The sequence below is a fragment of the Arthrobacter sp. P1_B4 genome, from assembly GCF_056406555.1.
In genome coordinates, this window is record NZ_JBFTZW010000011.1 from 76,275 (window position 1) to 88,190 (window position 11,916).

An 11,916-nucleotide genomic window follows, 5' to 3' on the forward strand; every position below is an offset into this window, starting at 1 on the left:
CCTGCTCAGACCCGCCGGCGGGTCCTCCGGAGGGCTTCGACCATGAGCCGGACCAGCATCACGCGGGCCGCGACGATCTTCGGCAGCGACCGCAGGCCGGCCGGCGTCTGGTTCGATTCGTGGATCCGGCGGTAAATGGTCGACTCGTCAAGGTGGGTTATCGATCCGGCGACATTGCCGCAGATGGCCAGCCAGAGATCGTGTGATTCCCGGACGTAAGCAGGAATCGGGGTGAAGCAGCGGGCAGCCTCCCGGCGGAAGGCCATGCCGCAGCCGTAGTACGCCCGGTACCCGATCAGGATGGCGAACAAGTTTGCCACGTGCCGCCGCGAGTCCGCGGACTTCAGCCGCGGAATCCAGGGCCGGTTTCCGCCGCCCAGCATGTCGAAATTGCTGGCGACCACCATAGAACCGGACAAGGCAGCGAGCATCAGCTCCAGCCGGCCCGGAATCCAGACATCGTCCTGGTCGGACAGGAACACGTACTCCCCCCGGCTCAGCCGGATCGCTTCCTCGAAGCTGCGCACGTACCCCCGGTTGACAGGCGAGCGGACGAGCCGGATCCGCGGATCCTCGATCCCCTCCACGATCGCGGCAGTCTCGTCGGGGGACGCATCATCGACCACGACGAGCTCGTCGTCGGGACCCAACTCGGCGAGGATGGACGCTATCTGCTCCCGGACAAAGGCCGCACCCTTGTAGGTGGCCATGCACACGCTGGCCCTGATCTTCGGCACGCCGGGGCCATTCTCGTCGTTCATGCGAACCACTCTAGGCGACTCCCGGGCCAGGGGCCGGTGCGGGGCAATCGCGTATCATCGTTAGGTCAAGCCCCCCAGCACGAGGACCGTACCGCATGAGACCCGTTCTGTTCAGGCTTGCAGGCTTCACCCTGTTGCCGCTGCTGGCGCTGGTCCTGCCGTTCCTGCTCCTCCCGGTCGTTTCGCGGGTGGTGGGGGCCGCCGGCTGGTCCAGCATCACCTCCGGCCAAGCCATTGGCATCTTTGCGTCGACCATCATTCTCTGGAGCTGGAACATCTCGGGCCCGGTCGAGATTGCCCGTGCCGGCGCCTTCCCGCTGCGGGCGGCACTTTATTCCAGGAGCGTCCGTTCCCGGATCCTGCTCGCGGTCCTCGTCCTGCCCGTCATGAGCGTGATCGTCGCGCTCGTGGCCCGGGAGGGTTTCCGCCTCGATGCCATCACCATGGCCTGGGCCACGGCGCTGACCGGTTTCTCGCCCGCGTGGTACGGCATCGGCACCGGCCAGCCCCGGATCCTCGCCGTCTACGACACCCTCCCCCGCTTCTTTGCGGCCATCATCAGCGCCCCGGTCATCCTGCTCACCGGACAAGTCTGGACGTACGGGCTGGTCTCGGTCCTTACGACGCTCGTGGCATTGATCGCATTCCACCGCCGGTTCGGCGAACCCCGGACCTGGCTGCCCCGGAGCCCGCGGACCGTCGTGCGGGAGATCGTGCCCACCGCGGGCACGGCCGGCATCAACTTCACGGGAAGCGCCTACGGCTCGTCCCCGGTTCCGATCGCCACCGCGACGGTGCCATCGGCCGCTGCCACGGCCGGTTTCGCCTCGGCGGACGCCATCTACCGCCTGGGGCTCTTCACGATTGTGGCGCTCGGCAACACGTTCCAGGGCTGGACCCTGGAACACGATGCCGCCAACCCGCGCCGCCGCCACTTCGCGGCCATGGCTGCCCACGCGGCCCTGGGGCTCGCGGGCGGGATCTTCCTCACACTGTTCGGCCCGTGGGTCTCCGGCGTGATGTTCGGCGAAGCTGTCCGCGCGGACACCCTGACCTGCCTGTTCTACGGGGTGTCCTTCTTCTTCATCTCTTCATCAACGCCCCTGATCCGGAATGTGCTGATCCCCGCCCAGCGCCAGAAGTCGGTGCTGATGTGGACCGCGGTTTCCGCCGTCGTCGGCGTGCTGCTCATGGTGGCGGCCGGGCTGGCGGCCAACGTTCCCGGCATCGCCCTGGGCATGGCCGTGAGCGAGGCCCTCCTGTTCCTGGGCCTGCTGCGCCCTTCCCTCCGGATCCTGCCCGCGGGCGCCCGCGGCCGGGGCCGGAAGGTAGGATCAGCAGCGTGATCGCCAGATGCCCACGGCCGGACGCCGCCGTCATCACCGCATTCCCCCGGATGATCACGAATCCCGAACTGGACGCCGCCCACTCCGTCAGCCGCCTCCGCGCCGTTGATATATTGGAGAACTATGAAAATTCTTGACTCGACCCGTGTGCTGGTCATAATGCCGGCGTGGAACGAAGCCGAGTCCGTGGGGAATACCGTCCGGGAAGTGCTGAGCGTCGGCCGGCCCTACGATGTCCTGGTGGTCAATGATGGCTCTGCGGATGCCACCGCCGCGGTCGCGAAAGACGCTGGCGCCACCGTCCTGACACTGCCGTTCAACCTGGGGGTCGGCGGTGCCATGAGGGCAGGCTTCAAGTACGCCCAGCGCCTCGGTTACCAGCGCGTGATCCAGGTGGACGCCGACGGACAGCACGATCCCCGCAATATCCACGAGGTCCTGGCAGGCCTGGAGCACGCGGACATCTCCATCGGTGCCCGCTTTGCCGACCGCGGCGATTATTCGGTCAGCGGCCCGCGCAAGTGGGCCATGCAGCTCCTCGCCAAGGTCATCTCAGGACTGGCCAAGACCCGGCTCACGGACGTGACCAGCGGCTTCCGGGCCGCGAACGGGCGCGCCATCAACCAGTATCTGGACCACTACCCTGCGGAGTATCTGGGTGACACCATCGACTCCCTGGTGGTGGCGATCCRCTCCGGCTGCCGGGTGACCCAGGTCCCGGTCGAAATGCGCCCGCGCCAAGGCGGGACTCCCAGCCACAACCCCGTCAAGTCCGCCGTCTACCTGGGCCGGTCCGTCTTCGCCCTCATGTTCGCGCTGACCCGTAAGCGGTCCACCATTTCCGACCCCGCGCTGGCCCCCAAAGGAGCCGTCTAATGGGCAACTGGCCCGCCTTTTTCCTTGCCCTGGCGATCGTCGGCGTCGTCTTCGAGATGCTCCGCCGAAAGAAGCTTCGCGAGAAATACGCAGCACTCTGGCTCTTCGTGGGCATCGGCACGCTGGTTCTGGCCGCGTTTCCGAGCCTGCTGACGATCGTGGCCGAACGCGTCGGCGTCCAGCTGCCGTCCAATCTGCTGTTCATCATCAGCATCCTGCTGCTGCTCGGTGTCTGCCTGCACTTGTCCTGGGAGCTGTCCGTGGTCGAGGACGAGACCCGCACCCTCGCGGAGGAAGTGGCCATCCTCCGGACCATGGTCGAGGACATGTCCTCCCGGGACGGCGACGCTCCGGCGACGCCGACGACGAAGTAGGAGGCCCCGGTGGCACTGGACATCTTTATCCCCTATTGGGGCGACGTTAACTACATGAAACTGGCCGTCGACAGCGTCCTGGCCCAGACCAGCCCGGACTGGCGCCTGACGGTGGTTGACGACGCCTACCCGGGCGACGACGTCAGACGCTACGTCGAGGCCGCGGACGATCCCCGGATCACGTATATCCGCAAGGATAAGAACGAGGGCATCACCGAGAACTTCAGGACCTGCGTCTCGCTGGCCAGCCAGGACGTCCTGGTGGTCATGGGATGCGACGACCTTCTGCTGCCGAACTTCGTGGACGTCGTGCTGCGCGCCCACGCCGAATTCCCCGACGCCTGGATTATCCAGCCCGGCGTCCAGATCATCGACGAGGACGGCAAACCCTCCGTTCCCCTGGTGGACATCGTCAAGCAGCGGCTGGTCAAACCGCGCGGCACCGGGTCCCGGCTCGTGGGCGGCGAGCGGCTGGCGGTCAGCCTCCTGCACGGCGACTGGCTCTACTGGCCCTCCCTGGCCTTCCGCCGCGACCGGATCCGGGACTACGACTTCCGTGACGGTTTCCCCGTCATCCAGGATCTCGCCCTCGTCATGGACATGGTGCTTGGCGGGGCCGAGCTGCTGATCGTCCCGGATATCTGCTTCGAATACCGCCGGCACACTCACAGCGCGTCGTCCGCGAAACTCGTCGACGGGTCCCGGTTCGTCGGTGAACGCGACTTCTTCGACCTGGCCGCGGCGCTGTGCACGGCGAAGGGCTGGCGCAAGGCGGCCCGGGCCGCCCGGCTGCGGCTCACGTCCCGGGCGCACGCACTCCTGATCCTCGCCGGCACGCTCCGGCAAAGTGCCTCCGGAACGCTCGGCATCCTCCTGCGGCATTCCTTCGGAAAGTGAGCGAACCCCACGTGACCGGCGAATCCCCCGTCCCTGCCACGGGCGCCACCGGCGTCACCGGCGTCGTCACCGCGTTCCGGCCGACGGCTGCGCTGATCGGCAACGTCGAATCGCTGCGGGAGCAGGTGGACGCCGTCGTGGTGGTTGACGACGGCGGCGGCCCCGGCTTCGAGCCGATCTTCGCCGCGCTGGCCGCGGCCGGCGCAGAAGTGGTGCGCCTCCCGGAGAACGCCGGTATCGGCGCCGCCCTGAACGCCGGCATCCGCACGGCACGCCGGCACGGCAACCCGGAATACGTCCTGACCGTGGACCAGGACTCCCTGCTGCCCGCCGGTTATGTGCAGGCGCTGCGCCGGGCCGCCGCGGACGCGCGGGCCGCCGGCGTCGAACCCGGCCTCATCTCCCCGTCCAGGATCCACGGAAACCCGGTGCTGCGCGCCGGGACCCGGAACGGCGTCGCCCTGGGCCGGGAGCCGATCCAGTCGGGCCTCCTGATCCCGGCCGGCACGCTGGACGTCCTTGGCGGGTTCTGGGAAGAGCTCTTCATCGACCTGGTCGACACCGAGTACTATTACCGCGCACTCGCCGCGGGCCTGCCCACCGTCCTCGCGGCGGCGGAGTTCGACCACTCCCTGGGAACGATGGTGGAGGCCAAGGTGTTTGGCCGGCCAGTCCCGGCGGGCGGCCGCCCGCTGCAGGTTCGCACCGCCGCGACCTGGCGCTACTACTACATCTTCAGGAACCGCCTCGTCACGGGCCGCCGGTACGCTGTCCGGTATCCCGCCTGGGTGGCTGGCGGGGTATGGGGCGATCTGCGGCACCTGCTGATCGTGACCCTGCTGGCGCCCGGCCGCACCGCCCGGCTCGGCTCGGCGCTCCGCGGCACCGCCGACGGCCTCCGCGGCCGGACCGGGCGCCGGCACTCGGCCTGACACCACCGGGCACKCGGGCCAGCAGGCCGTCCACGGGTTTGGCCGAGTGCAGACCGGTAGGAGAGGATGTATACCATGCGCGGAATAATTCTTGCCGGTGGGACCGGCTCTCGTCTCCATCCCATCACCCACGGCATCAGCAAGCAGCTCGTCCCGGTATACGACAAGCCGATGATCTACTACCCGCTGTCGACGCTGATCCTGGCCGGCATCCGGGACATCCTGATCATCACCACCCCGCATGACGCCGAGCAGTTCAAGCGCCTCCTCGGCGACGGTTCGCAGTTCGGCGTCAACCTCAGCTACGTCCAGCAGGCCTCCCCCGACGGCCTGGCGCAGGCCTTCATCCTCGGCGAGGAGCACATCGGCAACGAGACCGTTGCCCTGGTGCTGGGTGACAACATCTTCTACGGCCAGGGGATGGGCACCCAGCTGCGCAAGCATGAAAACATCGACGGCGGTGCCGTCTTCGGCTACTGGGTCAAGAACCCCAAAGCCTACGGTGTCGTGGAGTTCGACGACGCCGGCCAGGCCGTCTCGCTGGAGGAAAAGCCGGAGCGGCCCAAGTCCCACTACGCCGTGCCCGGCCTGTACTTCTACGACAACGACGTCGTCGGGATCGCCAAGGACCTGAAGCCCTCGCCCCGCGGCGAGCTGGAAATCACCGACGTCAACCGGACCTACCTCGAGAGGGGCAAGCTCCGCGTCGAAATCCTGCCCCGCGGCACGGCCTGGCTGGACACCGGAACCTTCGATGACCTCAACGACGCGTCGAACTTCATCCGGACGGTCGAGAACCGGCAGGGCCTGAAGATCGGCGCCCCGGAGGAGATCGCCTGGCGCCAGGGCTTCCTGAGCGACGATGAACTCCGCCAGCGCGCCGAGCCGCTGGTCAAGAGCGGGTACGGCGCGTACCTCCTCGAACTCCTGGAGCCGTAACCCTTCATGTGGATGTCCGTCTTACCGCAGGTCCTGATCGCCTGCGCTGTCCTGGTCCTGCCCGGGCTGATCATCTCCGTTGCACTGCGATTCAGGGGCTTCAGCGCCCTGGCGCTTGCCCCCGCTTTGAGCGTGGGTGTTGTGGTCATCACCTCCACGTTGGCCCCGTTCCTGAAGGTGAGGTTCGGGCTGCTCCCCGTGGCCGTGGTGGCGGTGGCTCTGTCCCTGCTCGGTTTGTGGGCGGCGCGGTTCCGTCCCTCCGGCCCGGCCGCAACCGGTCTGAATCCGTTGCGGGTGCCGGACGTCCGCGGCGACCTCGCGGCGCTGGCCGGAGCCGTCATCGCCGGCGGGCTCCTCGCCGTCCACACCGTCCATCTGATCGGCAGCCCGCAGGCAATTTCCCAGACTTATGACGCCGTCTTCCACCTGAATTCGGTCAGGTTTGCCCTGGATACCGGCCAGGCGTCGTCATTGACCCTGGGTGCGATGACCGGCGGCGGGGCCTACCCGGCCGGCTGGAACGCTGTAGCCACCCTCGTCGCCATGGCAACGGGCGCGAGCGTCCCGCTCGCCGTCAATATCACCAGCATCGTCCTTGCGGCCGTGTTCTGGCCGTTGGGATGCCTCCTGTTGGCGCGGTCAGTGGTGGGAGGACGCCCGGCCGCGCTGGTCGCCGCAGGCATTGCGGCGGCGTCGCTGGGTGCCTTCCCGCTGCTCATGATGGACTTTGGGGTCCTGTATCCCAACCTGCTGGCCATTAGCGTGTTGCCCTCCAGCGTCGCCCTGGCAGCGGCGTGTGCCGGGTTGGCGCCCGGACTTGTCCGCCGCGATCTCGCCTCGATACTTGCCCTGCTGCTGGCGCTCACCGGCCTGATTGTCGCCCATCCCACGACGTTCATGGCCTGGCTGACGTGGACGCTGCCCATGGTGGTGACGCTGGTGTGGCGCTCTGCCGCTGCACTTCGGCGGAAGCAGGCCCGCGCCCGCTCGTACGTCTTGAGGCTGGCGTTGCCGGTCGCCGGGTACGCCATCGCATTCGACCTGCTGTGGACCAATCTGCGCCCACCCCCCGAGGCTTCGTTCTGGGGCCCGTACCAGAGCATTCCTAAGGCCATTGGCGAAGCCGTCACCATCTCCCCCGATGGCCTGGCACTGGCCTGGCTCGTCGCCCCCCTGGTATTCCTCGGCCTCTGGGCGTGCTTCCAGGACCGCTGGCAGCGCGTGTGGATCGCTGCCGTCTTCGCCTTGTTCACCTATCTGTTCGTTGTGGTCTCCGGCTTTACCAAGTCAGAAACCCGGGACGTCCTCACCGGCGTCTGGTACAACGACAGCTACCGGATTGCCGCCCTGCTGCCGCTGGTTGCGGTCCTGCTGGTCGCCGTCGGCATTGACTGGGCAGGGCGCCGCGTCCTGGCGATGCGCGGCCGGTCCAAGGCCCTCGCGGTGGCCCTTGACGGCTCTCCGCGCTGGGGGCGCGCCGGAACCGCGGCCTACCGGACCGTAGGCATCGCCGCCGTCGTGCTGGCCGCTATCGCCCTGGGACAGCAGGGCGGCCTGGAGTTGGAGGTTGAGCAGGGCTCGAGGAACTACAGGCTCGCCGCCGATTCGCCGCTGGTCTCCACCGACGAGCTCCAGCTCATGAAGCGCCTGCCCCAGACTGTCCCCGATAATGCCCTGCTGATCGACAATCCCTATACCGGTGCGGCGCTGTCCTACGCGCTGGGTGAGCGGAAGTCGGCCCAGCTGCATGTCATGAGCTACGTCTCCCCGGATGTGAAGCGGATCTACGATTCGATGGGCAACGTGACGACGGACGCCAGCGTCTGCCAGGCAGTCCGCGCGGCGAATGCCTTCTACATCCTGGACTTCGGTCCGGTCGAAGTCCACGGCGGAGACCACACTCCCCCCGGGCTGCGCAACCTCGCAGCGAACCCCGGCGTGCAGCTCATTGACAGCCAGGGCGAGGCGAAGCTCTACAAGGTCACCGCCTGCGGGAACTGAACCCCCGGCGTGCCGCAGGCTGCGGGGCAAGGTGCCGCAGCCTGCAGCGGCACCTTGCCCGAAGGCTGCTCCGGTCCCTGGGCCGTGGGCCCGCGGCCCGCGGGACAGGTTCCGCAGCCGCTGCCTAAAAGCTGAGCTGCCGGGCCAGCGCCGGTGCCAGCGTCTTGGCGAAGGTGTTGGTCATATGGTTGTCCCGGTATACGAGCACGTTGCCGATCACGGCCGGGCAGATCCCCTGCCGGCAAAAATAGGCGGACATATCCAGAATCTCGACGCCGGGCACCCGCGCTCCGGCCAGCTGCAGGGGGTCTGCGGCGGTGCCGGCGTCGGATACGGTGAACTGGCACGCGGGCGAGCCCGGTCCTTTGGCCTGGACGCAGTCCGGTACCGAAAATTCCGGATACGGCGTGTCGGGCACGACGGCCACGCGGATCCCGGCTTCCCGGAGCGGCTTCAGGAGCTGGACATAGCCGTTGACGAGTTCTTCCGGGCTGGCCCACGTCCATTTGAGGGCTTCGCGGTAGCCGGCCGGCGCCATTCCCGATACCACCACCAACTGTGGACGCAGCGTCAGGATGCGCTGCAACGTGGCTTTGTTCTGTTCGGAGCAACCGCGGTACACAGTGGTGCCATTGGCGGCCGGCGCTGCCGTGAAGGGGCATCCGTTCCGGACCATGGCCTGTACTTTCCAGCCCCCGCCTGCGCCGGCAATCACGAGCGGATCCACATACTGCGCGGCGTGTGAGTCCCCGACGACGACCACCGTCTGGGTGGCGTCCGGCGCGCCGAAAACGCATTGGTCAACCCCGGTGACGGCCGGGTTGAACTTTCCGCACGTCTCCGTCCAGGTCAGTGGCACATCCTTCACGGCGACGGCGGGATCGGGCCGGACGGGCAGGCCGTCGGGGACGGCGGCGGGCCGGACGGGATCAAACGCCGTCGCGCCGGGATAGTCGCGCAGGTTCATGGCCGCGTTCAGCTGCTGCGACTTGGCTTCCACGACGCCCCACGGCACCGCCGCTGCCAGCGTCGACGCCACGATCAGTCCTGCTGCCAGGACGAAGGCATTCCGGCGCAGCAATCCCCACCGTCCAGGCGGCGATCCTTGGGCGGATGGGGTTCCGTGCCGGAACTTCTGCTCGACGAGGTGGTAGGAGGCGACCGCCAGGGCCAGGCTGATGGCCACCATGGCGGTTCCCTGGATGACGCCCGGAACCCGCCCGAGGTGGAAGACGTAGATCACGACGACGGGCCAATGCCACAGGTACAGGGAATATGAGAGATCGCCGATGTAGGTCACTGGCCGCAGGCTGAGGACACGGCTTGCCGAGTAACCGGCAGGGCTGCCCGGAGTGGCCGGTTCGGCCGCCGGCGAACCGGCGGCGAGCAGCAGCAATGTCCCCGCGACGGGCAGGAGGGCGATGCTGCCCGGGAAGTCCATCGCAACGGAGAGTGCCATCGCGGAAAAGACGATCACACCAAGGCCGATCCAACCCGAAAGCCACGCCCGCACCGGGCCCAGGCACAATTTGGGAATCAGCAAGGCGCCGATGCCCCCGGCGCCCAGCTCCCAGATCCGCGTGGTGGTCGCAAAGTACGCCATGTCGTGCTGGGAGGACGAGAAGGCGACGCTGTGGACGAAGGACGCCAGCGACACCACCGCCAGGATCCACAAGGAGACGGTTTCGATCCGGAAGCGCCGTTTCACAGTGACGGCCACTCCCGCCAGCAGGATGACGGGAATGATCAGGTAGAACTGCTCTTCCACGGCCAGGGACCAGAAGTGCTGCACCGGAGACACCAGGGCGGTCGCCGCGGCGTAACTGTCCACGCTGAAGGCCTGGTTCCAGTTCTGCACTTGCAGGGCGGACATGATGACGTCCAGGGAAATGGACTGCCAACGGTTCTGCGGCAGCAGGACCACGGCGCCCAGCATGGTCGCCAGCAGAACCGTGGTGGCAGCCGGCAACAGGCGCCTGATCCGTTTCGCGTAGAAGTTAGAGAGCCGGATGTGTCCGGTACGCGCCAGTTCCTGGACGAGCGATCCCACGATCAGGAAGCCGGAGATGACGAAAAAGACGTCGACCCCGACAAAACCGCCGGGGAGAATACCGGGCCAGACGTGATAGACGATCACCATGCCCACCGCCAGGGTGCGCAGCCCCTGGATGTCCAGTCGCCGGCCGTTCCTTCCCGCGCTGGTAACACCCTTGTTGCTGGCGGGTCTGGGCCGCTCGGGGGAGCCCTGGGGCTGGGGCAGGACAGCCGCCGACGGCTCAGAGGTCACGGTTCTCTTTCGGTTTTCAAACAACGTCATCGTTAATTTGCACTGGGTGCGCTTGCCCGGAACCTGTTGGGACCATGTCCAGTGGACATGGTCCCAACAGATGCGCTGCCGTTACCGGCTGCGGTACCGCCTACGCCCGGAGGCGGGCAACGGCCTCATGAATAGGTCCGTCGAATAATACGTTGCCATGCTCGAGATAGACACCCCGGGAACAGATGCGCGACACCAGGTCAAGGTCGTGGCTGACAACCACCAGCGTCTTGCCCTGCTGGGCCAGTTCCTGAATCTTGGCTATGCACTTGCGCTGGAACGGCTCATCACCGACGGCGAGGATTTCGTCGATCAGGAAGACCTCGGGATCAGTGTGGACTGCCACGGAAAACGCCAGGCGCAGGTACATGCCGGACGAATAGAACTTGACTTCCGTGTCGATGAATTCGCCGATCTCGGAGAATTCGATGATCGCGTCGAAGCGTTCGTTGATCTGCTTCTCCGTCATCCCCAGGATCGCTCCATTGAGGTACACATTGTCGCGGCCGGACAGGTCAGGATGGAAACCCGCCCCGACCTCGATCAGCCCGGCCACGCGGCCGCGTGTATAGACGCTGCCGGAATCCGGGAGCATCACGCCGGAGATGTGCTTGAGCAGGGTGGACTTGCCGGAGCCGTTGAGGCCGAGCAGCGCCACGGTCTCCCCCGTCTCCACCATCAGGGAGACGTCCTTCAGGGCGTGGAACTTCTTGGAAAGATCACCCTTGCGGCCCTTCACGAGCCAGACAACCGCCTCCTTGATGGAACGGGTGTGGCGGAGCACGAACTCCTTGCTGACATTGGACACTTCAATCGCGTTGGCCATTTAGAGCTCCTGGGCAAAGCGGCCTTCAAGCCGCCGAAAAGTTAGCTGTCCCAGTGCCAGGACCACCAGCGAGATGATCATGCCGACCGGCAGCCACAGGCTGAACAGGTTCGGCGGCATCGCGGCGGAACCGTCAGTTGTGGGGTACCAGAAGGCATAGTGGAACAACTCGACGCCGACCGTGATGGGGTTTGCCTGGTAGAGGGCGAAGAGCCCGGGTCCCAGCTTTGCTTCCACCATGGTCCAGGAGTACATGACGGGCGATGCCCAGGTCGCCACCATCAGGAGCATGTCAACGAGGTTTTCCGAATCACGGAAGTACACGTTGGCGGCCCCGAACAACAGCCCGAGCCCGGTGGCCAGGAAGCCAACAATGGCGAATCCGCCTACCGCCGCCAGGAGCTGGAAGGCGTCCGGGTGCCACCCGGCGACGACGCATCCGATCACCAGGACAACGAGCTGGGGGAAGAAATGCACGGCCGAGACCCAGACCGACGCCACCGGAAACAGCTCCCGGGGAAGATAGATCTTCTTAATCAGGTTGCCGTTGTTCACGATCGATCGCGCGGAGTTCCCGAGGGCTTCAGAGAAGAAGTTGATCAGCACGATTCCGGAGAAGAGATACACGGCATAGTTCGAGAGGCCGT

The 11,916-nt window shown here is 66.6% G+C and carries 11 protein-coding genes; 7 read left to right on the plus strand and 4 right to left on the minus strand.

All coding sequences use genetic code 11. The annotated features are described in order from the left end of the window. Positions 1–5 precede the first annotated feature (5 nt). A complete protein-coding gene (locus AC1D1W_RS07385) occupies positions 6–761 on the minus strand; it encodes a glycosyltransferase family 2 protein (protein WP_243181210.1) in 756 nt (251 codons plus the stop codon). A gap of 95 nt (positions 762–856) precedes the next feature. Here AC1D1W_RS07385 and AC1D1W_RS07390 point away from each other — a divergent pair, with 95 nt between their 5' ends. The 7 genes from AC1D1W_RS07390 (at position 857) to AC1D1W_RS07420 (ending at position 8,126) form a co-directional block, all read left to right on the plus strand. Further along, the gene (locus AC1D1W_RS07390) at positions 857–2,107 is read left to right on the plus strand and encodes a polysaccharide biosynthesis protein (RefSeq protein ID WP_243181209.1); all 1,251 of its coding nucleotides are present in this window, start codon (positions 857–859) and stop codon (positions 2,105–2,107) included. A 123-nt stretch (positions 2,108–2,230) separates the two neighbouring features. Beyond that, positions 2,231–2,983 carry a glycosyltransferase family 2 protein gene (locus AC1D1W_RS07395; protein WP_476943331.1) on the plus strand — a complete coding sequence of 251 codons (753 nt, stop codon included), beginning with the start codon at positions 2,231–2,233 and terminating at the stop codon, positions 2,981–2,983. Next, a complete protein-coding gene (locus AC1D1W_RS07400; protein ID WP_043435190.1) occupies positions 2,983–3,357 on the plus strand; it encodes a DUF2304 domain-containing protein in 375 nt (124 codons plus the stop codon). Before AC1D1W_RS07395 ends, AC1D1W_RS07400 begins: the two co-directional genes overlap by 1 nt. Positions 3,358–3,366: 9 nt before the next feature. Continuing rightward, positions 3,367–4,254, plus strand: a complete 888-nt coding sequence (locus tag AC1D1W_RS07405; RefSeq protein ID WP_223916130.1) for a glycosyltransferase — start codon at positions 3,367–3,369, stop codon at positions 4,252–4,254. Beyond that, positions 4,251–5,186, plus strand: a complete 936-nt coding sequence (locus AC1D1W_RS07410) for a glycosyltransferase (protein ID WP_476943332.1) — start codon at positions 4,251–4,253, stop codon at positions 5,184–5,186. Before AC1D1W_RS07405 ends, AC1D1W_RS07410 begins: the two co-directional genes overlap by 4 nt. A gap of 75 nt (positions 5,187–5,261) precedes the next feature. After that, the gene (gene rfbA / locus AC1D1W_RS07415; RefSeq protein ID WP_243181206.1) at positions 5,262–6,125 is read left to right on the plus strand and encodes a glucose-1-phosphate thymidylyltransferase RfbA; all 864 of its coding nucleotides are present in this window, start codon (positions 5,262–5,264) and stop codon (positions 6,123–6,125) included. Between the two features lie 12 nt (positions 6,126–6,137). Beyond that, positions 6,138–8,126, plus strand: coding sequence for a DUF6541 family protein (locus AC1D1W_RS07420; protein ID WP_476943333.1), 1,989 nt, complete (start codon positions 6,138–6,140; stop codon positions 8,124–8,126). 124 nt (positions 8,127–8,250) lie between these two features. On the opposite strand, the gene AC1D1W_RS07425 is transcribed toward AC1D1W_RS07420, so the two are convergent. The 3 genes from AC1D1W_RS07425 to AC1D1W_RS07435 all read right to left on the minus strand — a co-directional run. Further along, positions 8,251–10,413, minus strand: coding sequence for an acyltransferase family protein (locus AC1D1W_RS07425; RefSeq protein WP_476943334.1), 2,163 nt, complete (start codon positions 10,411–10,413; stop codon positions 8,251–8,253). Between the two features lie 130 nt (positions 10,414–10,543). Beyond that, the gene (locus AC1D1W_RS07430) at positions 10,544–11,269 is read right to left on the minus strand and encodes an ABC transporter ATP-binding protein (protein ID WP_243181203.1); all 726 of its coding nucleotides are present in this window, start codon (positions 11,267–11,269) and stop codon (positions 10,544–10,546) included. Further along, positions 11,270–11,916 (minus strand): ABC transporter permease (locus tag AC1D1W_RS07435; protein ID WP_476943335.1); only part of this gene is annotated, 647 nt, incomplete at its 5' end.

Excerpts from the sequence above, each read along its gene's own strand:
- AC1D1W_RS07385 (WP_243181210.1), bottom strand. The coding sequence starts at position 761 with ATGAACGACGAGAATGGCCCCGGCGTGCCGAAGATCAGGGCCAGCGTG.
- AC1D1W_RS07390 (WP_243181209.1), top strand. The coding sequence starts at position 857 with ATGAGACCCGTTCTGTTCAGGCTTGCAGGCTTCACCCTGTTGCCGCTG.
- AC1D1W_RS07400 (WP_043435190.1), top strand. The coding sequence starts at position 2,983 with ATGGGCAACTGGCCCGCCTTTTTCCTTGCCCTGGCGATCGTCGGCGTC.
- rfbA (WP_243181206.1), top strand. The coding sequence starts at position 5,262 with ATGCGCGGAATAATTCTTGCCGGTGGGACCGGCTCTCGTCTCCATCCC.
- AC1D1W_RS07420 (WP_476943333.1), top strand. The coding sequence starts at position 6,138 with ATGTCCGTCTTACCGCAGGTCCTGATCGCCTGCGCTGTCCTGGTCCTG.
- AC1D1W_RS07430 (WP_243181203.1), bottom strand. The coding sequence starts at position 11,269 with ATGGCCAACGCGATTGAAGTGTCCAATGTCAGCAAGGAGTTCGTGCTC.